Below are 24,782 nucleotides of genomic sequence, written 5' to 3'. Positions count from 1 at the left end.
CACTGCGATGACCATGCAACTGATCGATATCGGCGCCAACCTCACCCACGACTCCTTCGACCGCGACCGCGATGCCGTGCTGGCGCGTGCGCGCGAGGCCGGCGTGGCGCAGATGGTGATCACCGGCGCCAGCCGCGAACATTCACCGTTGGCACTGCAGCTGGCGCGCCAGCATCCCGGGCTGCTGTATGCCACCGCCGGCGTACATCCGCACCATGCGGTGGAATACACCGACGAATGCGATGCGGAAATGCGCGCGCTGCATGCGCATCCGGAAGTAGTGGCGGTGGGCGAGTGCGGGCTGGATTATTTCCGCGACTTCTCCCCGCGTCCGGCGCAGCACCGTGCGTTCGAGCGGCAGCTGCAGCTGGCTTCTGAAGTCACCGCGGCCGACGGTGCGCGCAAGCCGCTGTTCCTGCACCAGCGCGATGCGCATGCCGATTTCATGGCGCAGATGAAGAATTTCGAGGGCCGCATCGGCGCGGCGGTGGTGCATTGCTTTACCGGTGAACGCCAGGAAATGTTCGATTACCTGGACCAGGACTGGTACATCGGCATCACCGGGTGGCTGTGCGACGAGCGCCGCGGCGCGCACCTGCGCGAGCTGGTCAAGCACATCCCGGCCAACCGCCTGATGATTGAAACCGATGCGCCGTACCTGCTGCCACGCTCGCTGAAGCCGATGCCCAAAGACCGCCGCAACGAGCCGATGTATCTGGCGCATATCGTGGAAGAGCTGGCCCGCGACCGCGGCGAAGCGACCGACATCGTAGCGGCCAATACCACTGCGGCTGCGCGCGCGTTCTTCCGCCTGCCTGGCTGACCAACGAGCGTTGGTCGTGGTGGGTGACCACCGTTGGTCCTCACTTCCTGCGCGGCGCTACCGCCTGCCATCCCCATGCTCCCACGCATCCTGCAGCCCCTCGCGGTAGCTCGGAAAGCGCGGCTGCCACTGCAGCATCGCGCGCGTGCCGCCGCTGTCGATGCGCTTGTTGCCCTCGTAGAACCGTCGCAGCGACGGGCTGACCGCCGGATCGTCCCACTGCTGCTGCGCGGGCAGCGCATACCCACCCAGCTGCGCGGCGTACGCCAGCACGTCCTGCGGCGGGGCCGGTTCGTCATCGGCCGGCAGGTACAGCCCGGCAGGCTGCGGATGCTGCAGGGCCGCCATCACCACATCGGCCAGGTCCTCCACATGCAGCCGGTTGAAAACCAGCCCGGCACGCACCACGCGGCGGGCACGCCCGGCGGCCAACTGCACCAGCGCATTGCGACCGCGCCCGTAAAGGCCCGGCAGCCGGAACACCGCCGAGTCGATGCCCCGTCCGCTGGCCAGCGCCTGCCACTGCCGTTCGGCGTGAAGCCGCTGCAGTGCCGACGGCGTGGCGCCGTCGGCCAGCGACGCCGCGTCGATCCAGCCGCCATCCCGGCTCGCGTAAACCGCCGTGGAGGACAGATAGCCGACCCAGCGCAGTGACGTGCTGCTGACAAGTGCATCGCGCAGCAGGCGCAAGGCTGGGTCACCGTCGGCATCGGGCGGGATCGTGCACAGCACGGCCTCGGCACGCGCCAGCATGTCCAGCAGCAGCGGGTCGAGCGGATGATCGGCGGCAAGGCGGTGCCGGAGCAGGGCGTCGCCACGGCGCGCGGCTGGATCGCGCACGGTGCCGGCCACCTCCACGCCCTGCGCCAGCAGGCGGCGTGCCACGGCCTGGCCACTGTAGCCAAGCCCGAGGACCAACACGGTCTTCGGAAGGTCTGCCACCTCGTTCAGCCCGCGCGCTGCGTCTGGTATGCCTGCAGGGAACCGAAGGCCTGTGCCAGCAGCGGAGCGTCCTGGCCGAAGCCGCGCGCACGCGCCAGCATGTCACCGACGATGTGGTCCGCTTCGACCTGCTGCCCCGCTTCCAGGTCACGCAGCATCGAGGCCTTCAGCGCGGAGCCCGGCTGGGTCAATGCAGCCAGCGCGGTTTCCTGTGCGCTGGCCGGTATCGGCTCGCCGGATGCCTCGGCGACGGCCACGCATTCGGCGTACAGCGCCCGCAGGAAGTCCTCGCCGCCTTCGCTGCCCATGATCGTGCCGATGTCGGCACGGCGCAGGCAGGTAGCGGCCGCCAGTGCGGTCAGGAAGGTGTACTTGACCCACTGTTCCTGGCGGATGTCTTCGCTGGCGAGGTGGTCCACGCCGCCCTGCACGCAGGCAGCAGCGAAGGCCAGCACACGGGCGCTGAGGCCGACGTCATCGCGCTCGCCGAAGGTCAGCTTGGCCGGTTTTGCCAGGTGCAGCACCGCGCCATCGGCATCCTTGGCCGCGCTGATGAAGCACAGTCCGCCCATCACCGCATCGCGGCCGAAGCGTGCATCCAGCGCGGCGTAGTGGTGCAGCCCGTTGAGGATCGGCAGCACGCTGGTGCGCGGTCCGACCGCCGGGGCGATGGCCTCGATGGAACTGTCCAGGTCGTAGGCCTTGCAGCTCAGTACCACCAGGTCGAAGGGGTGCCCGGCAACCAGCGCCGGCAGCGCATCGGCGGTGACATGCTGCACCGGGAAGGCGGCATCGCCGAGCGGGCTGCGGATGACCAGGCCATCGCGCTGCAGCTGGTCCGCGCGTGCCGGGCGAACCAGGAAGGTCACGTCCACCCCGGCCTGGGCCAGGCGTCCGCCGAAGTAGCCACCGGTACCGCCGGCGCCGAGGATCAGGATGCGCATCTGCAGGTCACTCCAGGTTCGTGAAGCATGAACAGGTTAAGGGCTGATGTATTCTGCACGGCGGCGGTTTGCTATGCTGAGCACTGGATCGGGGATTCCCGGTCGGCATTGGGCCTCGGCGGATTCGCCGGGGCCTTTTGTTTTTACGGGAAGCACTTCAGACCGTATCCGATGTAGCGGCCCAATGGGTCGCGGTCCAACTTCCGCTCGATGACATCCCATGCACGATTGGACTGACTGGGCGCAACTGCTTCAGTCCAATCGGACGGGCGACCAGGTCGGCAAGCTGCAGGCCGATGGAATTGTTTTTCTTGTCCGTCAGCACGGGTTCGAACGGCAGATGGATGTTGCCGAAGTTGTCTCCACCGCAGATGCGGCGAAAAGCCAGTTCCAGGTCAGCGTCTTCATTGCGGCCGCGCGATTCGCACAGAACATGCGTCAGTACGGGTCCCTCTGCATCAGAGGTCTGACCCAGTCTTCGTAGCGAATAGAAAATTCTTTCCAGGCAGAAGCGCAGCGACAGCTCGTAGGGGTTCTCTTCGCGTCGTCGATGCTCCGCTAGCTGGCGCTTGTCTATCACTGCGGAGAACACGGTCATAGGCGTCCGATCGAGCACATCGGTCAACGCCTGAATGAAGGCCTGTTTCCTGTTGGGTTCACGAAGCACCGAAAACGGCCCCAGGTCCTTGCGGATTTCGCGCTCATGCAGGATGACCGCATCGTGGCCGAACGTTGAGAACTTCAACTGCTGCATCGCCGGAACCACGGTGCTCATGTAGTCCCTCTTGCTGATGAGGCGGCAGGACAGCACGAACAACGGATAGCCGTCGTCGATGCTGTCCATGCCATGGTCGCCACTTTCATCGACAAATACGATGTAGTCGCTGAACCGCATCACGTCAGCTGCGCAGGCCGACGCCACGGCGCAGCAGCCACAGTGCCACGAAGGTCAGTGCCACCACGAAGCCCAGCATCAGCGCATAGGCCACCCACAGCGGTACGTCGCTGGTGCCGAGCAGGCCGTAGCGGAAGGCGTTGACCATGTAGAAGATCGGGTTGGCGTGGGTTGCCGCTTCAGCCCAGCCGGGCAGCAGCTTCACCGAATAGAACACGCCGCCCAGGTAGGTCAGCGGGGTCAGGATGAAGGTCGGCACGATCGCCACGTCATCGAACTTCTTCGCGTAGACCGCGTTGATGAAGCCGGCCAGCGAGAAGATCGTCGCACCCAGCAGCACCGTGGTCAGCGTCACCAGCGGGTGCGGGATGCGCACCGGGGTGAAGAACATGGCGATGATCAGCACGATCACGCCCACCATCAGGCCGCGCAGCACCGCGCCGGCCACGTAGCCCCACAGGATCACCCAGTTGGGCATCGGACTGACCAGCAGCTCTTCCACGTGGCGGCCGAATTTCGCGCCGAAGAAGGAGGAACTGATGTTGCCGTAGCTGTTCTGGATCACGCTCATCATCACCAGCCCCGGCACGATGAACTGCATGTAGCTGTAGCCGCCCATCTCGCCGACGCGCGAGCCGATCAGCCCGCCGAAGATCAGGAAGTACAGGGTCATGGTGATCGCCGGCGGTACCAGGGTTTGGCCCCAGATGCGCAGGATGCGCGCCACTTCGCGGCGCACCACGGTGGCCAGTGCGATGCGGTTGCGCTGGCCATCGGTCAGGACGGGGGTCGGGGTGCTGCTCATGCCACGTTCTCCGGGTTGCCGGTGAGGCGCACGAACAGCTCCTCCAGGCGGTTGCTCTTGGTCCGCATCGAACGCACCCGGATACCCGAGGCGTTGAACGCGGCAAATACACGGTTGAGGTCCATCGCGCGCGGCATGTCCACGTCCAGCGTGTGCCCGTCGATAGCGATCAGCGTGGCGCCTTCGATCTGCGGCAGCTCGGCCGGCAGGCTGCCGTCGATGTCGAACAGGAAGCCCTCCACGTCAAGCTTGGCCAGCAGCTCGCGCATCGGCCCCTGGGTGACGATCTGGCCATGGTTGATGATGGCCAGGTTGCGGCACAGGTGTTCGGCCTCTTCCAGGTAATGCGTGGTCAGGATGATGGTGGTGCCGGCGGTGTTGATCTCCTTCAGCACCCGCCACATATCGCGGCGGATCTCGATGTCCACGCCGGCGGTCGGTTCATCCAGGATCAGCAGGCGCGGCCGGGTCATCATCGCCCGGGCGATCATCAGCCGGCGCTTCATGCCGCCGGACAGGGTGCGGCTCATCACCTGCGCCTTCTCCCACAGGTGGGCGCGCTTGAGCTCTTCCTCGGCGCGCTTTTCCGCCTCGGCACGGTCGACACCATAGAAGCCGGCGTAGTTGACCAGGATGTCGAAGGGTTTCTCGAACAGGTTGAAGTTGATCTCCTGCGGCACCAGGCCGATCAGCCGCATGGAGGCGCTGCGTTCACCCACCAGGTCGGTGCCGAACACCTCCACCTGGCCCTCACTGAGGTTCACCAGCGAGCTGACGATGCCGATCAGGGTCGACTTGCCGGCGCCGTTGGGGCCAAGCAGGGCGAAGAAATCGCCCGGGGCGACTTCCAGCGAGACGCCCTTCAGGGCAACGGTGCCGTTGTCGTAGGTCTTGCGCAGGTCGCGCACGCGCAGGGCGGGCGCACTGTTGTTCAGGGAAGCCAAGCGGAAAGCCTTTGCGCCTGCGGGTGGCGCATGGAGGAGTGCAGGGAGGGCTATTATAGATCCCCCCACGGGCTTGCCCCGGCTACACACTGTTCCCACTGCCGTGCCAGTCCAATTTCCCATGAAGCTGGTCGACCGCCGCATGCTGGCGCCGACCGTAGGCCATTACCAGTTCCTCCGCGATGACGGCCAGCCGCTGGATTTCCAGCCCGGCCAGTTCATCCAGGTCCATTTCCAGTACGCCGATGGCACGCAAACCAAGCGCAGCTACTCGCTGGCGACCCTCCACGACCACGCGCTTGGGCCAGGCGAGGCGGTGGATATCGCGGTCAGTTTCGTCCCCGGCGGTGCCGCCACGGCGCTGTTCGAAGGCCTGGACATCGGCGGTCAGCTGAGCGCCAGCGGGCCGTATGGCCGGTTCTGCCTGCAGCCGGGCGACCTCAATGGCCGCTACCTGCTGATCGCCACCGGCACCGGGGTCACCCCGTATCGCTCGATGCTGCCCCTGCTGGCCACCGCCATGGCCGAGCGTGGGCTCCAGGTGGTGCTGCTGCAGGGCGCCCGGAGCCCGGCCGAGCTGTTGTACAGCGAGGATTTCGAAGCGTTTGCCGCGGCCCAGCCGAACTTCCGCTACATCCCGTGCCTGTCCCGCGAGCTGCCGGCCGACCCAGGCCCGGACGTGCGCCATGGGTACGTGCAGCAGCACCTGGCTGATCTTGCGCCGGATGCCGCCACCGACATCGCCTACCTGTGCGGCAACCCGGACATGGTGGATGCCTGCGTGGACGCGCTGAAGCTGGCGGGTCTGGGCAACTCGCAGATCCGGCGCGAGAAGTACGTTTCCAGCAAGTAGTCTGGTCGAACGGGTGAAACCCCCTCGCGGGTGGCTCGAGAGCCGCAGCTTTGGGTGGGCCGGGCGGTGGGGCTGGTCGGGGGACGGCAGAAGCCGCATCCATGCGGGCCTCGTTTCGCGCCATCCATGGCGCGGGTCCACGCCATCGCATTCGCGCTGTCGCTCCCAGGCTTTGCTGCGCAAACCGCGGGCCCCATCTCACCAGCACCCACACCCCGCCGCTTCGCGGCCGCCCCTGACTCAGGGGCTCCCTCCTCCCGACACGCCACTGCGCCCTGGTAGCGCCGACCCATGGTCGGCGGAATGTTCCCGCCAGCGGCCCGCTGCGCTCGCCGACCATGGGTCGGCGCTACCGATGCCCGCAGGCCCCATGGCCCCCATGGACCTGTCGAAGGTGGGGCGGGGTGGGTTGGTGGGGGTGTCGAGCGCCATGGATGGCGCGAAACAAGGCCCGCATGGATGCAGTTTTTGCCGTCCCCCGCCAGCCCACCCCGCCCCGCCAACACGCACCCGTGCAGCTTTTGACGTTGACGTTGCCCTGCGCTCTCAGCCCTGGCCCGCCCACAGCGGCACGTCATACACCACCATCACCCGGTTCTCTTCGGCATCGCGCTGGTAGTTGGACCGGAAGAAGCCGTTGCGCCAGCGTACCGACAGGTGCTTCAACGCTTCGCTCTGGAACGTGTAGCCGATCTCGACATCACGCTGCCACTGTCGGCCCTCGCCGCTGAACGTGGCCGGGCGCGCGTTGTCGCCCTTCACGTAGCGCACCAGGAACTTCAGGCCCGGCAGGTTGATCTGCTTGCCGTCCAGCTGGTAACGCAGCTGCCAGCTGCGTTCGTCGCGTTCCATGAAGTCGTTGATGAAGGTCCAGTTGAAGACGTTGCCATCGGTGCCGCCAACGAACGGCATCGCCGTATCGCCGTTCATGTCCTGCCACATCACCGCGAACTCCTGGCCGGCGTGCTGCCAGGCCACCAGCGCGTTCAGTGCACGGTTGTCGACCACCCCGGCCAGTGCGGGGCCTACGTCGTCGGACACGTAATAGCGTACTTCCGTGCTCAGTCTGCCCAGCGCCAGCGGCTGCTTGAACGCCACCGATGCCACCTGCTGCCGGTACAGATCGCGCAGTTCGCCGTGTTCGTAGTGCAGCTTGAAACGATCATCCGGCGCCCACGACGCGGTGACCAGTTCGAAGCCATCGGCATCGGGTGTGCCACTGAAGCGACGGTCCTTGTTGGTGAGGGTCAGGTCCACCCGCTCGGTCCCATCGCGGTACCAGGAACGGTCGTAGCGCGCATAGCCCAGCTCCACGCCGTTGTCCCACGCCGCGCCCAGCGAGGCGCCTTCGAAGGTCTGCGGCAGCAGGCGGCTGGTGTTGGATTTCAGCAGCAGGTCGGATGCGATGTGGCTGCCCACGCGCAGCTCGGCCGGGCCGGCCTTGGCCTTGCCGGTCAGCGCGATGCGGCCGAACGCCGAACGCGCGCCGTCTTGGTCGTAGGGCAGGATGCCGGTGCCGACTTCGGACTGCAGTCCATCCAGCTTGAAATCCGCCAGGCCCAGCACGTCGATGCCGAAACCCACCACGCCCGGCGTGTAGCCGCTGCGCGCATCGAGCAGGAAGCCCTGCGCCCATTCCTCGCGCTTGCCCTGGCCGCTGCCGCTGCGGAAATCACGGTTGTAATAGAAGTTGGTCGCGGTCAGGTCCGCGCTGGCACCGGCCAGGAAACCTTCGTTTTCTGCGGCCAGTGCAGGCGCACTGGCCAGCCCGAAGGCGATCAGCATTGCATTGCGTGTGATGTTCATGGGTCCGGCCCCTCCGCCGTACACAGATGGAAAAAAGGATCGATCAGAAGATCGCGCTGGCCGCCAGGATCAGCAGCAGCGACACCACCGAGGCCAGCGACACCGGCAGGCTCAGCGTCTTCAACGTGCCGCGCAGGGTCATGCCGAAGGTGGTCTGCATCAGCCAGAACGTATTGCTGGTGACGTGCACCAGGAACAGCGAGCCGGAGCCTGCGGCCAGGGCCACCAGCACCGGCGGCACATCCAGCGAATGCAGCGCCGGGGCCAGCATGCTGGCGGCGGTGATCGCAGAGGCCGACACCGAACCGATGGCGATGTGCAGGATGGCCGCCACGACCCACACCAGCAGTAGGGGTGCCGCCGAGTTGGCACTGAAGTAACCGGACAGGATGTCGCCCAGGCCGGTGGTGGCGACCACTGCCGACAGCGAGCCGGCCACGCCGGTCAGCAGCAGGATCTGTCCGCTTTCCTTGAATGCATCGGTCACCGCGCCACTGCGGTCCTGCGCGGGCACCGTGAAGCGGGCGATCACGAAGGCCAGCACCAGGCCACAGAACAGGGCGAAGGTGGAGTTGCCCACCGCGGCCAGCGTCGGGATGTCCAGGTCCAATGCGCGGTCCAGTGCGCCGGTGGCGATCATCAGCAGCGGCACGATGATCGGCAACAGCGAAAGCTTCAGCGGCACCGCGTTGTCCTCGTCCCTGACCTCGGCGGCGACCACCGCCGGTGCCTGGTCGTCGGGGAGTTCGTCGGTCTCCGGGTTCCAGAAGCCGCGACGCAGCAGGAAATGGAAGCCCCACAGGGTCAGGAACACGGTCGGGACGGCGATCGCCAGGCCGACCAGCAGCATCGTGCCCAGCTCCACGTCCAGCACCGCCGACAGCGCCAGCGCGGCCACGCCCGGCACCACCATGGTCAGTGCCAGGTAGATGCCCACGCCCACCGCGCCAGCCATCTTCGGCAGTGCGTCGCCGCCGATGCGCTTGGCCGTGGCACGGGCCAGCGGCGCGGACATCAGCAGCAGCACGTCGGTGTAGATCGGCGGGAAGATCGAGGTCAGGATGGTGGCGAACGCGTACGGCATCTGCGTCGGCTTGAAGGTGCGCACCAGCAGGCGTACGACCTGCTGGAAGGCACCCATGCGATGCAGGAACGCGCCGATCATCACGCCGAAACCGATCAGCAGGCCGATCTTGCCCATCAGGTCGCCGAAGCCATCGGTGATGGCCTCGATGGTGGGGCCGAAGCCGAGCCCGGACGACAGCCCCAGGTACAGCGGGCCGGCGATCAGCGCGATCATCGGGTTGACCTTGAAATAGATGATCAACAGGACGATCAACAGAATGGCGAACAGAGCGTTCGCCAGCACAAACCACTCGTGCATGATTCCCTCCCAGGAATGAAGCGTTGTTGATTTCGCAGGGCGATGCCCTGCGCGATGAAGGACGAAAGGCTTACGCGGCGCGCAGCCCCGGCGGTGCGGGATGCAGGTCGGCGACGCGGCCGGCCTTGGCCACCTGGCCGGCGGTTTCATGGCCGACCAGCGCCGGTAGCCCGCGCGACAGGGCGATCAGCGCAGGCAGGTCCAACCCGGTCGGGATGCCCATCTCCTCGCACATCGCCACCAGGTCTTCGGTGCAGATGTTGCCGGAGGCACCGGGTGCGAACGGGCAGCCGCCGAGCCCCCCCAGCGCGGCGTCGAAACGCTGTGCACCGGCATCGTAGGCAGCCACCACGTTGGCCAGGCCCAGCCCGCGCGTGTTGTGGAAATGCAGGGTAAGCGCGTCGGCGCCGACCAGCGGCAACGCCTGCTCCACCAACGCGGCAACCTGGCGCGGATTGGCCATGCCGGTGGTGTCGGCCAGGGTGATCCCGTTGCATCCCAGGTCCAGGTAACGGCGCACCAGGTCGAGCACCTTCGCCACCGGCTGCTCGCCCTCGAACGGACAACCGAACGCGGTCGCCACGCTGCCGTTGAGCAGCACATCGCCACGCGGCAGCGCGGCAATCCGCGCAAAGCCGTCGAAGCTTTCCTCAGTGGTCATGCGCATGTTGGCCAGGTTGTGGGTCTGCCCGGCCGACATCACCAGGTTGAGCTCACCCGCGCCGGCGGCCAACGCGCGCTCGGCGCCCTTCAGGTTGGGTATCAATGCCACGTACACCGTGCCAGGCGCGCGCTGCATGCCGGCGAATACCTCGGCGGCATCGGCCAGTGCCGGCACTGCCCTGGGTGAGACGAAACTGCTGACTTCGATGCGCGCAAAGCCGAGTGCGCTGAAGGCATCGGCCAGGCGGATCTTGTCGGCCGTGGGCACGAACACCGGTTCGATCTGCAGGCCATCGCGCAGGCAGACTTCCTGCACGATCAACGGACGGACAGTGCTCATGCGGATTCTCCGGTGCGGCCACTGGCGGTCGCGATGGCGGCCGCGGTCATGCCCAGCGTGGCCAGTACCTGGTCGGTGTGTTCGCCGAGTGCCGGGCCGGTCCAGTGCATCCGGCCCGGTGTGGCCGACAGCTTCGGCACGATGCCCGGCAGGGTGATCGGCTGGCCATCGGGCAGGGTGGTTTCCAGCAGCATGCCGCGCGCGCGGTAGTGCGGATCGGCGACGATGTCGGCGGCCGAGTAGATGCGCCCGGCGGGCACGTCGGCCGCGTCGAGCGCGGCCAGCACTGCATCGATGTGCAGCCCGCTGGTCCAGTGGGTAATGGCCGCATCCAGCTCGGCATTGCGCAGCACCCGGCCCGGATTGGTCGCCAGCGCGGCATCGTCGGCCAGGTCGTTGCGGTCGATCGCGCGCATCAGGCGGCGGAAGATCGGATCGCTGTTGCCGGCGATCACCACGAAGCTGCCATCGGCGGTGGGATAGGTGTTGGAAGGGCTGATGCCCGGCAGCGCGCCGCCGGTGCGTTCACGCACCGTGCCGAACATCGCGTGTTCGGGCACCAGGCTTTCCATCAGGTTGAACACGCTTTCCACCAGCGATACGTCCACCACCTGGCCGCCGCCCTGGCCGGTCTTGACCCGCAGCAGCGCCATCAGCGCGCCCATGACCCCGTGCAGCGAGGCCAGCGAGTCGCCCAGGCTGATGCCCACGCGTGCCGGCGGCGTGCTTGGATCACCGGTGGTGTAGCGGATGCCGCCCATCGCCTCGCCGATCGCCCCGAAGCCCGGGCGGTCGCGGTATGGACCATCCTGGCCGTAGCCGGAGATGCGTACCATGATCAGGTCCGGATTCAGCGCGGACAGCACGTCCCAGCCCAGGCCGAGCTTTTCCAGCCCGCCGGGACGGAAATTCTCGATCACCACATCGGCGCTGGCAGCCAGTTGGCGCGCCGCCTCGGCGCCCTCGGCGGACTTCAGGTCCAATGCCACCGACTTCTTGTTGCGCGCCTGCAGCGACCACCACAGCGAGGTGTCGCCATGCAGCTTGCGCCACTTGCGCAGCGGGTCGCCGCCCTCGGGCGATTCGATCTTGATCACTTCGGCGCCGAACTCGGCGAACAGCCGCGCGGCAAACGGCGCCGCGATCAGTGTTCCGAATTCAACAACGCGGATGCCGTGCAATGGACCGGACATCTTCTACCCTCCCAGGACTAGACCGGCAGGGTAGGTCGCAATCATCGGATGACGCCATGCCTTTCTGACGAAAAACCGTTCGCGAAATGCGAACGCCTACGCCTTTGGTCGAAGGTGCTCGACCAGCTGCTGGGCGGCGGTGGACAACGGCCGGTCGCCGCGCCAGACCAGTTTCAGTTCGCGCTGGGCCCAGCCATCGGTCAGCGCTTCCACGTGCAGGTGCATGGCCCGGCCGAACAGCGCGAACACCGGCTCGGGCACCACGCCGATGCCCAGCCCGGCCTGCACGGTGCGGCAGATGGCGTCGAAGCCGGGCACGTGGATGCGCCGCCGCAGCGGCCGGCCGGCATCGCGCGCGGCCATCTGTGAACGGGTGAAGATCGAGCTCTCCGCATGCAGCGCGATCTGGTCGAAGGGCAGCGTATCGGCGAACGCCAGCGGCCCGCTGCCGGCCAGCGGATGGTCCGGCCGCATCAGCATCACCAGCCGGTCGCGGCGGAAGGTCACGGCGGTCAGCTCGCCCAGTTCGCCATCGCCGGAGCACACGCCGATTTCCGCCCAGCCTTCCTGGATGCCGCGCACCACGCCGCCGGTGGGGCGTTCTTCCAGCTCGATGCGCAGGTCTGGATGGGTCAGGAAGAACTGCTCCAGTTCTTCCGGCAGGTAGGCCACGATGGCCGACAGGTTGGCCAGCATGCGGATATGCCCGCGGATGCCGCGACGGTATTCCAGCAGTTCCGATGACAGTGCGGAAGCTGCCAGCAGCATGCGCCGCGCGTGCTGCAGCAGGCTCTCGCCGGCCAGGGTCAGCTGCATTCCGCGCGAGTTGCGGGTGAACAGCGCCACATCCAGTCCGCTCTCCAGGTCATTCAGGCGCCGGCTGGCGGCAGAGGTGGCAATCGCCTCGCGATCGGCCGCACGGGTCAGCGAGCCTTCCTCGGCCACGGCCACGAACAGCCGCAGGGTGGTCAGGCTGATCCGGTCGATGGACATCGGCTGGCTGATGGGGGCGATCCTGCGCTGGGGCGTGAGCGGCATTGTACGGTGCGCCCGCATTGCTCAGCGCTCCCGGGCACGCACTGAATCTGCAAGTGGCGATGGCGCTGAAAGGCTGAAAATAGGACCCCAGACCAGGCGCCTCACATGGATACCGTGCAGTGTTTCTCCTGCGGAACCGCAGGAAGCGTGAATGTCATGACGCATATTCGTCGGCTGGTCCCCGGCCTGCGTCCGGGCGCGATAAGCAACCGACCTTTATCCCAGGCCCCATCTCGAGCCATCGTGCCCGCCGAGATCTCGCAGGAAATGATTGACTGGGGCCGGCAGATCGCCGCGATCCAGCTGATGCGCGCGGCATGCCGGCACCTTCCCGGCCTCACATGGATCGATTGTGCCTGGCGGGCGGGACGGGCGCTGTCCGGCCTACGCCGTGGCCATGTCACGGATGCCCTGCGGTGCGTCCCTGTCGGCCTCGTGCTCAGCGCTTTCAGCGAACAGCTGCTGGATGCCTTGCCTCGGTTGGGTGATACGAGTGAACGGCATGAGGCAGTGATCCTTGTCCTGGCGGCTGTTGCGTGGGCCACCCGGGTGCAGGACGATCCCGGCCCTGCGCCGCTATCTTCCACGCAGCGCGCTCTGTTGGGCTCGCTCAAAGGTGTGCGGCTGCTGTCAGGCGTGTGGAGCGCCATCAGTCATGGCCCGTCGCCGACCCCGCCGGACCCTTGTGGCAACGGGTATTGCATTGCGGCCTCACCGGGCGCTCCCGGCCCCGCCGTGACACGCAACCAGACCACGGGTCTCACCATGGCCGGTCTTCCGGCTGGCCATGGCGTCACCCTGGAACGTGCGCCGGAACGGCCAAGCGGGTGGATGTATGCGGGAGGCAGCGCAGTCTTCCCAGGTGCGTCCGCCAAGCGTTCCGGCGGAAGAGGGGCACCACCGCGACCGGCAAGGCCCAAGGCCGCCGCGCGCCCGGTCAAGCCACGAACCCGCACGGGAATAAAAGTCCGCAGGACCAATACCCTGGACCGGGCCGACGCGAACGAGCGCAGGGGCCCGCAGGCAGGAAACAGCGACCGGTTCCTGATCCGGGGAGCGGCGAGAAACGGCGGGGCGATGGCCGGTCATGCGCAGGCCTCCAATGCGGATAGCGCTCGGGAATCGATGATGGGCCCGTTGTCACACTCTTCGAGCGCGGTCTTCAAGGCTCGCGATCAGGAGGACCGGCGCAGGGCGGAAACGCCGGCAACGTCGACGACGACGGCGACTCCTTTGTTCGGCAGGCGAAAGGAGCTTGGCGCGTCACGCACGGCGCTGCCGATGCCCGCCCCGGCGGTACCCCCAGCCGCTTTCACTTCCGTCGTGGACAGCCCCCGCTGTCTGCGCTTCCATGATGGCCGGAAAATGTGCAGGCAACTACGCGCGCTGCGCGAACAGAGCACGATGACCCGCTATTGCGTCCATCCGCGCGCACGCGAACGCTTCACCAACATGTTCAGTTTCGCGGGGGCGGCGTTGCCTGGCGCAGACGCGAGAACCATCGCCCACCCGATACAGGAGAGGATTCCCAAGGCGCTGCGCACGTCTGCCATCCAGATCATCCGGCGACCCGGGCACCCTTCGCCGACGCTTCCCTCACGACCTGCCGAGGTGGGTCACAACCTTGTCTTTTCCGTCATCACCATCGCGTTGCTTGAAGGTCCCGTCAGTGTGGATCTGCTTGACCACCGCATGTCGCTTCTGCGCAACACCTTCCGTCTCATGGAACATGTGGATATCGGAGGCAGCAGGCACCTGCTGATTGCCTACCTGATTGCCAGTGACCAGGCCAGGGCGCGCGGTGTCGCCGCAGGCGTGCTGGATGTCCAGGTCGATGAGGCAGGGGCGCTGAGTGTCCGGGACGAAAAGCGCGACTGGACCATCGGCGCATCGGACCTCGACGGCTTGGTGGCCGGCCTGCAGGATGTCAGTGGACTGGACTACGATCCCGGCCCGGAGCACCGGGGCGATGCCCTTCCTGGAGCTCAGCGCGGAACAATCCCGGAACCGGCGGGCAATCTCTGGGTCACCGAAGAAGAGCAGCTGTCCTGGATGCCGCCGCACGACCGGCTTCCCCACGAACGCACGCTCAGCTTCATCAATCCGGTGGTGATACCCCCGAGCGCGCAGCATGCTGCGGTGGAGCTCTACGCCAACAGCTTCACCCTCACCGGGGACTGTCTGCTTTACGCAGACGAAAAACGGATACCGGGCGTCCTGCGCCTGGGGTGTCCCACGTCCCATCAGGCTGGCGGCGCGATACTTCACTGCCCAACTTCGCCCGATGAGGCGTTCGCCAGACGGTTCGGCCTACAGGCGGGCTATGCGTACAACCTTGAAGCCTTGGCCGATCAACTGGAAGCGCGAGGCATGGTGAGGGTGCCGGGTCCGGACATCGAAGCGGGCTCAAGACGCCCTGTCGAAACGTCCACCGCTCCGGATGACCTCGAAGATCCTTCGCCCGGACCTGCAATGTGTCCTGCGTGCTTCACGTTCGAACAGGGTGTGCTGCGCTATGCCGATCCACATGGCCAGCAGGGCGCGCTGGTCTTCGACAGGGCGCCTGAGCATCAGGAACGCTATGTGCTGGGCGACATGGAACGTCCGCAGGACCGCGCGTTCGCCTACGAAAATGGATTTGATCGTCTGCGTCGCTATACCGAGGAGGAAATCGTCATGTGGCTTGCCGGCGAGGGCTATGAGCGGGTCGATGGCAGCTAGCCCACTGTCGCGTCCTGCGCCACGCCGTGTCCCGGGAGCCTCGGTTTCGCGGTCCGATGCCGGAACCCATCGCGGCCCTCCCGTGCTTCGGTGTAACTTGGTCACATCCGCGCCGGGGCCCCGTCCTTGTCGCATGACCATCAGCAAGGGGAAGCAAGGAAGATGTCCAGAAACCACCTGAAACTGGCCGGGGTGTTGGCCAGTGTCCTGTGTGCTGCATGCAGTGCGCCACCTTCGGGAACCGAAGGCTCGGCCAGCGGGCGCCACTACGGGCAGATCGAATTCAAACCCTGCACGCTGACCGGCGCAGTCGCCGCGGCGAATGTCGAAGCGCTGTGCGGCACCTTCAGCGTGCCCGAAAACCCCGCCGCGCCGGAGGGCCGGAAGATCGACCTGCGCATTGCCTGGCTGGATGCGGACAAGGCGGCCAGCGGCCTGCCGGATCCGGTGTTCTTCCTGGCCGGTGGTCCTGGCCAGGCAGCCAGCGACGTGGCGCTGCCGGTCAGCACCGCGCTGCGCCAGGTGCGCAAACAGCGCGACATCTTCCTGATCGACCAGCGCGGCACCGGCGGCTCCAACCCGCTGAGCTGCCTCGGCGCGGACGGCAAGGAACTGCCGATGGACGAGCACGCCGATCCCACCGAAGCGTACATCCAGGGCTACGCCGCGCAGTGCGCCACGTCGCTGGAAGGCCGTGCGGATCCGCGTTTCTACACCACCTCGCAGGCCATCGATGACCTGGACGCGGTGCGCAAGGCACTCGGTGCCGGGCAGCTCAACCTGGTGGGCGGCTCCTACGGCACCCGCGTCGCCCAGCGCTATGCCGCGCGCTATCCGCAGCACGTGCGCAGCATGGTGATCGACGGCGTGGTGCCCAACGACCTGGTGGTCGGTGGTGACTTCGCCAATACCTTCGAGGACGCGATCATCCTGCAGTCCGCGCAGTGCATCAAGGACGCGGCCTGCGCCAAGCGCTTCCCCGTCAACACCCGTACCCAGCTGCGCAGCGTGCTGGACACCCTGGCCGCCGCGCCGGTGACGGTCGACTACCGCGACCCGGCCACCGCCGAGGCCCGCCAGGACGTGCTGAAGCCGGACAGCGTGCTCGGCCTGATCTTCGCCTTCTCCTACATTCCCGAACTGTCCTCGCTGCTGCCGGTGGTGCTCGACGAAGCCGCGCAGGGGCGCTACGGTCCGCTCGCGGCGCTGACCCGCAACGCCTCGCGCGCGATGGACCTGCAGATCAGCCGGGGCATGCAGTGGTCGGTGATCTGCAGCGAGGACGCATCGCGCTTCCAGCCGGCGCCGCAGAGCGATCGCCTGCTGGGTCCGAACGTGGCGCAGATGTTCTTCGCTGCCTGCGCTGTGTGGCCACATGACAAGGCCGCCGCCGACGCCGCCACGCCGTTCAAGAGCGACCTGCCGGTGCTGCTGCTGTCCGGCGAGCTGGATCCGGTCACCCCGCCGCGCTACGCCGAGCAGGTGCTCAAGGGCCTGCCCAACGGTCGCCACATCGTCGCCCGCGGGCAGGGCCACGGCAGTATCAACGCCGGCTGCATGCCGCGCGTGCTGGGCCAGTACATCGACACCGCAGACGCCAAGGCAGTGGATGCCAGCTGCCTGGATTCGCTGAGCCACGTGCCGGCGTTCACCTCGTTCAACGGATGGGAACCATGATCGTCGCAGAGGGCCTGCACAAGGCATTCCACACCAAGACCGGCCGCATCCAGGCGGTGCAGGACGTCAGCTTCCGTGCCGAAGACGGGCGCATCACCGGGCTGCTTGGACCGAACGGCGCCGGCAAGACCACCACCCTGCGCATGCTGTACACGCTGATGAGCCCGGACCAGGGCCGGGTCACCGTGGATGGCATCGATGCCAATGTCGACGCCACGGGAGTGCGCCGCCGGCTGGGCGTGCTGCCCGACGCGCGGGGGGTCTACAAGCGGCTCACCGCGCGCGAGAACATCGCCTACTTCGGTGAGCTGCACGGGCTGGACGCGGGCACCATCGCCCAGCGCACCGAATCGCTGTCGCGGGCGCTGGACATGGGCGACATCCTGGACCGTCAGACCGATGGCTTTTCGCAGGGCCAGCGCACCAAGACCGCGATTGCCCGCGCGCTGGTGCATGACCCGCGCAACGTGATCCTGGACGAACCGACCAATGGCCTGGACGTGATGACCACCCGCGCGATGCGCCGGTTCCTGCATGGCCTGCGCGACGAAGGCCGCTGCGTGATCTTCTCCAGCCACATCATGCAGGAGGTGGCCGCGCTGTGTGACCACATCGTGATCGTCGCCAAGGGCACGGTGATGGCTGCCGGCAGCGCCGATGAACTGCGCGAACAAGCGGGCCAGAGCAACCTCGAGGACGCCTTCGTCAAACTGATCGGCACCGAAGAGGGCCTGCACGCATGAGCATCATGTCCACGTTGTTCACGGTGATGCGCAAGGAACTGCGCGACCTCTCGCGTGACCGCCGCACCCTGGCCCTGACCCTGCTGATGGGCCCGCTGCTGTATCCGATCCTGATCCTCGGCATGGGCAAGCTGGCCGAAAGCCGGGTCAAGTCCCAGATCGAGCAGCCGCTGGAAATCCCGACGATCGGCGCGCAGAACGCACCCAACCTGGTGCGGTTCCTGGCCGCGCAGGGCCTCAACGCGACCGCTGCCCCGAAGGACCTCAACGAGGCGATCAGTGACCAGCGCATCGATGTGGCGCTGCGGATCAGCGAGTCGTTCGACGAACACTGGCGCGATGGCCGGCCGGCCTTGGTGGAGATCCTGCAGGACAGCACCCGACGCGCCGCCGACGTGCCCACCGCACGTCTCAAGGCAGCGCTGCAGACCTACAACGGCCAGGTCGGTTCGTTGCGGTTGATGGCACGCGGCATCGACGCGCAGGTCGCCCGCCCGCTGGACGTGGCGACCCAGGACCTGGCATCGGCCGAGGCCAAGCAGGGCATGATGCTGTCGATGCTGCTGCCGCTGCTGCTGACCATCACCTCGTTCCTGGGCGGCGCCTACCTGGTGATGGACACCACCGCCGGCGAGCGCGAACGGCAGTCGCTGGAGCCGTTGCTGGCCACCCCGGCCAAGCGCAGCGCCATCGTCAGCGGCAAGATCGCCGCCGCCTGCGTGGTGGGTATCGCCTCGCTGGTGCTGACCCTGGTGGCGTTCAAGCTCAGCGCGCAGCTGTCCGACAGCAGCGTTGGCCGCCAGCTCAACATGGGGCTGGGTTCGATGCTGCAGATGCTGCTGGTGATGCTGCCGATGCTGTTGATCGGCACTTCGCTGCTGACCTTCCTGTCGGCCGCGTCCAAGAGCATGAAGGAAGCCCAGAGCCACATGACCTGGCTGATGCTGCTGCCGATGCTGCCCAGCTACGCGCTGCTGGTGTATCCGCTGAAGAGCGTGGTGTGGCAGTACGCCATCCCGTTCCTGTCGCAGAACCAGATGCTGCTGAAGGTGATCCGCCACGAGCACATCAGCCCGACCATCTGGGTGATCTACCTCGGCGCCAACCTCGGCCTGGCCGCCCTGCTGTGGTTCGCCGCGATCCACCGCTACCGCCAGGAACGCCTCGCGATCTCCGGCTGAGCAAAAAGGGGACGGAGGGGATTAAGTCGTTTTCGACTCGCCTCTCGGTCCCCTCATCGCGATTCGCTGCCTGGCTTGCGCGGGCGGCCCCGTGGCGGTGCCGCTACGGGGCGCCCCAGGGTTTCAGCCAGCATTTCCAGGAACCGCGCACTGTCCAGCGGGCACTGCGCCCTGCCATGTTCGCGGATTGCCGGGGCCTCCGCGCTGGCCCGACGATGATCGCGCAGGAACGCCCGGTAGCCGACACGGCGTTGCGCGGGGGTGCCACCGAGCATCAGCAGCGCGGGATGCGGGGTCAGCAACGGGTCACGGCGCAGGCCCAGATTGCCGTGCACGCTGGACCACGCAGCCTGTTCGGGGGAGGCCACCAGGCCGGCGCGCACCGGATTGAGTTCGATGTAGCGGTAGACCGCCAGCAGGTAGGCGTCGTTGTCGATCATGCTGGAATGAAAGCGACCCTGCCAAAGCGGGCCGGATCGACCGTGTCGCTGGTTGAACGCCTGCACGTAGCCCGTACCGAGCGCCCGCATCGCATGGGCCAGGCCACCGGTGGTCTTCGGCGTAGCCAGCAGATGCACATGGTTGTCCATCAGCACATACGCGTGCAGCGCAACGTCATGCTTGACGAAGGCCTTGTGCATCACGCGCAGGAAATGGTCGCGGTCCAGATCGTCGGCGAATATCGCGCCCTTGTTGACGCCGCGCTGGACGACGTGGAACGGCAGACCTGGCACCAGCAGGCGGGCATGGCGGGGCATGGCGCGGGCTTCCATGTTGGGTGGAAGCCCAGCCTGCGGGGCGAGGACGCGCGGTGTTATCAGGCCACGTCGTGCCACGCTGTGGCAGCAAGGCACGAAGTGGGGGAAACGAGGGGATTACGACTTAATCCCCTCCGTCCCCTTTTTTCAGCCGCCGGGGCTGAAGGCCAGCGTGCGGCGGGTGGTGACCGGTGCGGCGACCGGTTCGAAGCGCCAGCGCTTCACGGCGGCCAGGGCTTCGCGGTCGAAGGTGCGGGCCGGGGTGGCGCGCAGCACGCGGGCGCTGGTGACCGAGCCGTCGGTGCCGACGGTGATCTCCACCAGCACTTCGCCGGAGGTATTGGAACGCAGCGCGTCGGCCGGGTAGCGCGGGGCCGGCGTGCTGACCGGACGCAGGGTGGGCGCTGCGGTCTGGCGTGCGGCGGCAGCGGCGGCGGCCTGTGCGGCGGCCTGCTGCTGGCGCTGTTCGGCTTCACGGCGGGCGGCGGCCTGGCGTTCGGCATCCTGCGCGGCCGGCGCGGGTGCGGCGGCCGCCGGGGTGGCAGCGGCCTGCTGCGAGGCGATCTGCTGCGCCGCGGCGGCTTCGCGGGTGCGCTGCTCGGCCAGCTTCTGCTGTTCGGCCAACTGCTTGGTCTTGGCCTCGGCTTCGCGCTTGACCCGCTCGGTTTCTTCGGTGGTGCGCAGCGCGGCCACTTCCACGCCACGGGTGATGCCCTGCTTCAGGCGCGGCAATGCCGGCGCCTTCGGGTCCACTTTCTCGATCAGCGCGATCAGCCGCTGGCCTTCCTCGAAGTCCTCGCGCGCCATGTTCTGTTCGGCGGCGATCAGCGTGTACGGCAGCAGGTCGGTCAGCGCGCTTTTCACCGACGCATCGTCCGGGGTCTTGTCGCGCAGCGCCAGGTAGTACTCGATCGCATTGTCGCCGGCGGGGGCGTACATGCGGTTGTCGCGCAGTGCCTGGCTGGCCGCTTCGCGCAGTTCCTCGCTGCCCATCGCCTGCACCTTGCTGGACACGGCCGGTTCGGCGGCGGGCGCGGTGGCGGCAGGCGCGGCGGCGGCGGGCTTGGCATCGGTGGCGGGTGCGGCGGTCTCGTCCTTGCCTGAACAGGCGGCGAGGCCAATCAGCAGGACGGCAGGCGCCAGCAGGCGCGCACGAACAACGACGGATTTCCTGGCGTACGACATCCTGTTTCCCCCTTTGAAACGACGATACGAAAGACCTGGCAATGGTCCCAGGCACGAGCCTGCGGCGTTTCCCGACGCCGCAGGCAGATACTGTCAGCTGTGCAATCTAGCATCCCCCGGGGGGGAAGGGCAGGGGCGGATAAGCCACCCCTGCCACCAGGTCAGTGAGCATCCCGCGTACCGCTGCTGCCGCCGCCCATCAGCTTGTCGGTCCAGGCGATGCCGATCGCCGACAGGATGAATACGGCATGGATGATGGTCTGCCACAACACTCCGGTGGAGGTCAGCGTGGCGCACTTGGCGGCGCCGGCATTGGCGGCCGAGGCGGCAGCGTTCATCAGTTCCGGCGGGCACAGCGGCAGGCCGTCCAGCGCGCCGGCGGCGATGAAGGTCTTCAGCAGATGGATCGAGGAGATGCCGATGATCGACAGCGCCAGCTTCACCTTCAGCACGCTGGCGTTGACGTGGCTCAGCCATTCCGGCTGGTCCGGGTGGCCTTCCAGGCGCAGGCGCGAGACGAAGGTTTCATAGCCGCCCACGATCACCATCACCAGCAGGTTGGAGATCATCACCACGTCGATCAGCCCCAGCACGATCAGCATGATCTGCTGCTCGCCCAGGTTGCTGGCATCCATGATCAGGTGCCACAGCTCCTTGCCGAACAGGTAGACGTAGACACCCTGGGCGACGATCAGGCCCAGGTACAGCGGCAGCTGCAGCCAGCGTGAGGCGAAGATCAGGGTGGACAGGGGATTGGGGCTGTGCTGAGGGGTCATGGACGGCATGCTGCGTTGCAGGAAAGGGCGCAGAGTACTGGTCCAATGAGACAGTGCCAAGCGGGTCCACCTACTACACTCGCAGCACATCCCCGATGAGTGACCCGCCATGATCGATCTGTATTACTGGCCCACCCCGAACGGCCACAAGGTGACCTTGTTCCTGGAAGAAGCCGGGCTTGAGTACCGCATCCATCCGGTCAACATCGGCACCGGCGACCAGTTCAAGCCGGAATTCCTCGCCATCTCGCCCAATAACAAGATGCCGGCGATCCTCGACCCGACTCCGGCCGGTGGTGGCGCGCCGCTGAGCGTGTTCGAGTCCGGCGCGATCCTGCTGTACCTGGCCGAAAAGACCGGCAGCTTCCTGTCCCGCGACCCCCGCGAGCGCGTGGAAACCCTGGAATGGCTGTTCTGGCAGATGGCCGGGCTGGGCCCGATGAGCGGGCAGATGGGCCATTTCAACGTGTATGCGCCGGAGAAGATTCCGTATGCCATCGAACGCTATGGCAACGAAGTCAGCCGCCTGCACGGGGTGATGGACAAGCGCCTGGCCGAGCACGAATGGCTGGCCGGCAGCGCGTACAGCATCGCCGACATGGCCAGCTATCCGTGGATCGGGGCTTACGACAAACTGCCGCCGGACTTCGCCGCCTTCCCGAACCTGCAGCGCTGGCACCAGGCGATCGCCGCGCGGCCGGCCACCCAACGTGCGTACGCGCTGCGCCAGCAGGTCAATCCGGATGCCGGCAAGCCGCTCAGCGATGAAGAACGCAAGCACCTGTTCGGCAAGCGCTGAAGCCGGACCACGCCCGGTGCTTCCACGCATGCGGCGGCGCCGGGTTAGGATTGGGGCAGCCGTATACCGGAACCTTTCATGCGCCACCTGTTCGCTGCCCTTGCCCTGATGCTCGTTACCGCCACCACCGCCCACGCTGAAAAACTCACCCTGGAAGCCATCACCGGCTCGTTGCCGCTGTCCGGCCCGACGTTGATGAAGCCCAAGGTGGCGCCCGATGGATCGCAGGTCAGCTTCCTGCGCGGCAAGGACAGCGACCGCAACCAGCTGGACCTGTGGACCTACGATATCGCCAGCGCGCAGACCCGCCTGCTGGTGGATTCCAAGGTCGTCCTGCCCGGCACCGAAACGCTGAGCGATGAAGAAAAGGCACGCCGCGAGCGCCAGCGCATCGCGGCCATGACCGGCATCGTGGATTACCAGTGGTCGCCCGATGCGCGCAGCCTGCTGTTCCCGCTTGGTGGCGAACTGTATCTGTACGACCTGGGCAAGCAGGGCACCGCCGCCGTGCGCCAGCTGACCCACGGCGAGGGCTTCGCCACCGATGCCAAGCTGTCCCCGCGCGGTGGATTCGTCAGCTTCATCCGCGCCCGCAACCTGTGGGTGATCGACCTGGCCAGCGGCCAGCAGCGCCAGCTGACCGGCGACGGCAGCGCGACCATCGGCAACGGCGTGGCCGAGTTCGTGGCCGATGAGGAAATGGATCGCCACACCGGTTACTGGTGGGCGCCGGACGATTCGGCGATCGCCTTTGCCCGCATCGACGAAAGCCCGGTGCCGGTGCAGAAGCGCTACGAGGTCTACCCCGACCGCACCGATGTCATCGAACAGCGTTACCCGGCCGCCGGCGATGCCAACGTGCGCGTGCAGCTGGGCGTGATCGCCCCGGCGCTGGACGCACAGCCGCGCTGGATCGACCTCGGCAAGGAGGCGGACATCTACCTGGCGCGCGTGGACTGGCGCGATCCGCAGCACCTCAGCTTCCAGCGCCAGAGCCGTGACCAGCGCCAGCTGGAGCTGGTGGAAACCACGTTGGCCGACGGCCGCCAGCGCGTGCTCGCCCGTGAGACCAGCAAGACGTGGGTGCCGCTGCACAACAGCCTGCGTTTCCTCGATGACGGCAGCCTGCTGTGGTCGTCCGAACGCACCGGCTTCGAACACCTGTACCGCATCGACAAGGCAGGCAAGGCGCACGCGCTGACCACCGGCGCGTGGCCGGTGGATGAGCTGCTGGCCGTGGATGAAAAGGCCGGGCTGGTGTTCTTCCGCGCGGGCATGGAATCGGCGCGCGAGAGCCACATCTACAGCGTGCCGCTGCAAGGTGGCGCGCCCAGGAAACTGTCGCCGTCCGCGGGCATGCACACGGCCAGCTTCGCACGCAACGCCAGCGTCTACGTGGACAGCTGGTCGAACACCGGCACGCCGCCGCAGATCGAACTGTTCCGCGCCAACGGCGAGAAGATCGCCACCCTGGTGGAGAACAACCTGGCCGATCCGGCGCATCCCTATGCGCGCTACCGGGACGCACAGCTGCCGGTGGAATTCGGCACGCTGACCGCCGCCGATGGCCGCACGCCACTGAATTACAGCGTGATCAAGCCGGCCGGCTTCGATGCCGCCAAGCGCTATCCGGTGGCGGTGTACGTGTACGGCGGTCCCGCTTCGCAGACCGTCACCAACGCCTGGCCGGGTCGCGGCGACCATCTGTTCAACCAGTACCTGGCGCAGCAGGGCTACGTGGTGTTTTCGCTGGACAACCGCGGCACCCCGCGCCGTGGCCGCGACTTCGGCGGTGCGTTGTATGGCAAGCAGGGCACGGTGGAAGTGGCCGACCAGCTGCGTGGCGTGGAGTGGCTGCAGAAGCAGCCGTGGGTGGACCCGGCGCGGATCGGTGTGCAGGGTTGGTCGAACGGCGGCTACATGACCCTGATGCTGCTGGCCAAGGCGTCCAACCGCTATGCCTGCGGCGTGGCCGGTGCACCGGTCACCGACTGGGGCCTGTATGACACTCACTACACCGAACGCTACATGGACCTGCCGGGGCGCAACGAAGCCGGGTACACCGAAGCACGCGTGCTGACCCATATCGATGGCCTGCGTTCGCGCCTGCTGCTGATCCACGGCATGGCCGATGACAACGTGCTGTTCAGCAATTCCACGGTGCTGATGAGCGCGCTGCAGAAGCGCGGCCAGCCGTTCGAACTGATGACCTACCCGGGCGCCAAGCACGGCTTGTCCGGTGCCGACGCGTTGCACCGTTATCGCATTGCAGAGGATTTCCTCGGCCGCTGCCTGAAGCCCTGATCGCCCGG

21 protein-coding genes are annotated in these 24,782 nt (G+C 66.9%); 8 read left to right on the top strand and 13 right to left on the bottom strand.

Translation table 11 applies throughout. The features are described 5' to 3' along the window. The first annotated feature begins 13 nt into the window (after positions 1–13). Positions 14–823, top strand: a complete 810-nt coding sequence (locus CXG43_RS07450) for a TatD family hydrolase (RefSeq protein ID WP_101099494.1) — start codon at positions 14–16, stop codon at positions 821–823. A 57-nt stretch (positions 824–880) separates the two neighbouring features. Here CXG43_RS07450 and CXG43_RS07445 read toward each other — a convergent pair whose 3' ends face one another. The 5 genes from CXG43_RS07445 to CXG43_RS07425 form a co-directional block, all read right to left on the bottom strand. After that, the gene (locus CXG43_RS07445; RefSeq protein WP_232767671.1) at positions 881–1,765 is read right to left on the bottom strand and encodes an epimerase; all 885 of its coding nucleotides are present in this window, start codon (positions 1,763–1,765) and stop codon (positions 881–883) included. 5 nt (positions 1,766–1,770) lie between these two features. After that, complete coding sequence (panE, locus tag CXG43_RS07440; protein ID WP_101099387.1) at positions 1,771–2,709, bottom strand: 2-dehydropantoate 2-reductase; 939 nt, start codon at positions 2,707–2,709, stop codon at positions 1,771–1,773. A gap of 157 nt (positions 2,710–2,866) precedes the next feature. Further along, on the bottom strand, positions 2,867–3,604 hold the full coding sequence (locus CXG43_RS07435; RefSeq protein ID WP_232767668.1) for a DUF3800 domain-containing protein: 738 nt from the start codon (positions 3,602–3,604) through the stop codon (positions 2,867–2,869). 4 nt (positions 3,605–3,608) lie between these two features. Then, a complete protein-coding gene (locus tag CXG43_RS07430; protein ID WP_042612435.1) occupies positions 3,609–4,409 on the bottom strand; it encodes an ABC transporter permease in 801 nt (266 codons plus the stop codon). After that, positions 4,406–5,353, bottom strand: a complete 948-nt coding sequence (locus CXG43_RS07425; protein ID WP_101099386.1) for an ABC transporter ATP-binding protein — start codon at positions 5,351–5,353, stop codon at positions 4,406–4,408. Before CXG43_RS07425 ends, CXG43_RS07430 begins: the two co-directional genes overlap by 4 nt. A gap of 103 nt (positions 5,354–5,456) precedes the next feature. On the opposite strand from CXG43_RS07425, the gene CXG43_RS07420 reads away from it, so the two are divergent. Beyond that, the gene (locus CXG43_RS07420) at positions 5,457–6,206 is read left to right on the top strand and encodes a ferredoxin--NADP reductase (protein ID WP_101099385.1); all 750 of its coding nucleotides are present in this window, start codon (positions 5,457–5,459) and stop codon (positions 6,204–6,206) included. A 546-nt stretch (positions 6,207–6,752) separates the two neighbouring features. Here CXG43_RS07420 and CXG43_RS07415 read toward each other — a convergent pair. From CXG43_RS07415 to CXG43_RS07395, 5 genes are all read right to left on the bottom strand, one after another. After that, positions 6,753–8,012 carry an OprD family outer membrane porin gene (locus tag CXG43_RS07415; RefSeq protein WP_101099384.1) on the bottom strand — a complete coding sequence of 420 codons (1,260 nt, stop codon included), beginning with the start codon at positions 8,010–8,012 and terminating at the stop codon, positions 6,753–6,755. 43 nt (positions 8,013–8,055) lie between these two features. Further along, entirely contained in the window at positions 8,056–9,396 is a 1,341-nt protein-coding gene (locus CXG43_RS07410) for an SLC13 family permease (RefSeq protein WP_101099383.1), read from the bottom strand. A gap of 70 nt (positions 9,397–9,466) precedes the next feature. Continuing rightward, a complete protein-coding gene (locus tag CXG43_RS07405) occupies positions 9,467–10,399 on the bottom strand; it encodes a hydroxymethylglutaryl-CoA lyase (protein ID WP_101099382.1) in 933 nt (310 codons plus the stop codon). After that, positions 10,396–11,592, bottom strand: a complete 1,197-nt coding sequence (locus CXG43_RS07400) for a CaiB/BaiF CoA-transferase family protein (protein WP_101099381.1) — start codon at positions 11,590–11,592, stop codon at positions 10,396–10,398. Before CXG43_RS07400 ends, CXG43_RS07405 begins: the two co-directional genes overlap by 4 nt. Positions 11,593–11,688: 96 nt before the next feature. Next, the gene (locus CXG43_RS07395; RefSeq protein ID WP_101099380.1) at positions 11,689–12,630 is read right to left on the bottom strand and encodes a LysR substrate-binding domain-containing protein; all 942 of its coding nucleotides are present in this window, start codon (positions 12,628–12,630) and stop codon (positions 11,689–11,691) included. Positions 12,631–12,735: 105 nt separating this feature from the next. On the opposite strand from CXG43_RS07395, the gene CXG43_RS19100 reads away from it, so the two are divergent. The 4 genes from CXG43_RS19100 to CXG43_RS07370 all read left to right on the top strand — a co-directional run bounded on the left by CXG43_RS19100 (position 12,736) and on the right by CXG43_RS07370 (position 18,952). Continuing rightward, positions 12,736–15,351 carry a hypothetical protein gene (locus CXG43_RS19100; RefSeq protein WP_157824981.1) on the top strand — a complete coding sequence of 872 codons (2,616 nt, stop codon included), beginning with the start codon at positions 12,736–12,738 and terminating at the stop codon, positions 15,349–15,351. 162 nt (positions 15,352–15,513) lie between these two features. After that, the gene (locus tag CXG43_RS07380; RefSeq protein WP_101099377.1) at positions 15,514–17,028 is read left to right on the top strand and encodes an alpha/beta fold hydrolase; all 1,515 of its coding nucleotides are present in this window, start codon (positions 15,514–15,516) and stop codon (positions 17,026–17,028) included. Continuing rightward, on the top strand, positions 17,025–17,771 hold the full coding sequence (locus tag CXG43_RS07375; protein WP_101099376.1) for an ATP-binding cassette domain-containing protein: 747 nt from the start codon (positions 17,025–17,027) through the stop codon (positions 17,769–17,771). Before CXG43_RS07380 ends, CXG43_RS07375 begins: the two co-directional genes overlap by 4 nt. Then, complete coding sequence (locus tag CXG43_RS07370; protein WP_101099375.1) at positions 17,768–18,952, top strand: ABC transporter permease; 1,185 nt, start codon at positions 17,768–17,770, stop codon at positions 18,950–18,952. The genes CXG43_RS07375 and CXG43_RS07370 overlap by 4 nt, the downstream gene beginning before the upstream one ends. Before the next feature lie 53 nt (positions 18,953–19,005). On the opposite strand, the gene CXG43_RS07365 is transcribed toward CXG43_RS07370, so the two are convergent. From CXG43_RS07365 to CXG43_RS07355, 3 genes are all read right to left on the bottom strand, one after another. Beyond that, positions 19,006–19,710, bottom strand: coding sequence for a transposase (locus CXG43_RS07365; RefSeq protein ID WP_101099493.1), 705 nt, complete (start codon positions 19,708–19,710; stop codon positions 19,006–19,008). 147 nt (positions 19,711–19,857) lie between these two features. Continuing rightward, positions 19,858–20,895 (bottom strand): energy transducer TonB, encoded by a 1,038-nt coding sequence (locus tag CXG43_RS07360; RefSeq protein ID WP_101099374.1) that lies wholly within the window; start codon positions 20,893–20,895, stop codon positions 19,858–19,860. 161 nt (positions 20,896–21,056) lie between these two features. Then, the gene (locus CXG43_RS07355) at positions 21,057–21,671 is read right to left on the bottom strand and encodes a TIGR00645 family protein (RefSeq protein ID WP_101099373.1); all 615 of its coding nucleotides are present in this window, start codon (positions 21,669–21,671) and stop codon (positions 21,057–21,059) included. 109 nt (positions 21,672–21,780) lie between these two features. On the opposite strand from CXG43_RS07355, the gene CXG43_RS07350 reads away from it, so the two are divergent. Both CXG43_RS07350 and CXG43_RS07345 read left to right on the top strand, forming a co-directional pair. Then, on the top strand, positions 21,781–22,470 hold the full coding sequence (locus tag CXG43_RS07350; protein ID WP_101099372.1) for a glutathione binding-like protein: 690 nt from the start codon (positions 21,781–21,783) through the stop codon (positions 22,468–22,470). Positions 22,471–22,548: 78 nt separating this feature from the next. Continuing rightward, a complete protein-coding gene (locus CXG43_RS07345) occupies positions 22,549–24,774 on the top strand; it encodes a S9 family peptidase (RefSeq protein ID WP_101099371.1) in 2,226 nt (741 codons plus the stop codon). The last annotated feature ends 8 nt before the right edge of the window (positions 24,775–24,782 follow it).

This window comes from Stenotrophomonas sp. Bg11-02 (assembly GCF_002836635.1).
GTDB lineage: Bacteria > Pseudomonadota > Gammaproteobacteria > Xanthomonadales > Xanthomonadaceae > Stenotrophomonas > Stenotrophomonas lacuserhaii.
The sequence above is the reverse complement of the archived record's forward strand: the minus strand, read 5'-3'. Positions and strand labels throughout refer to the sequence as shown.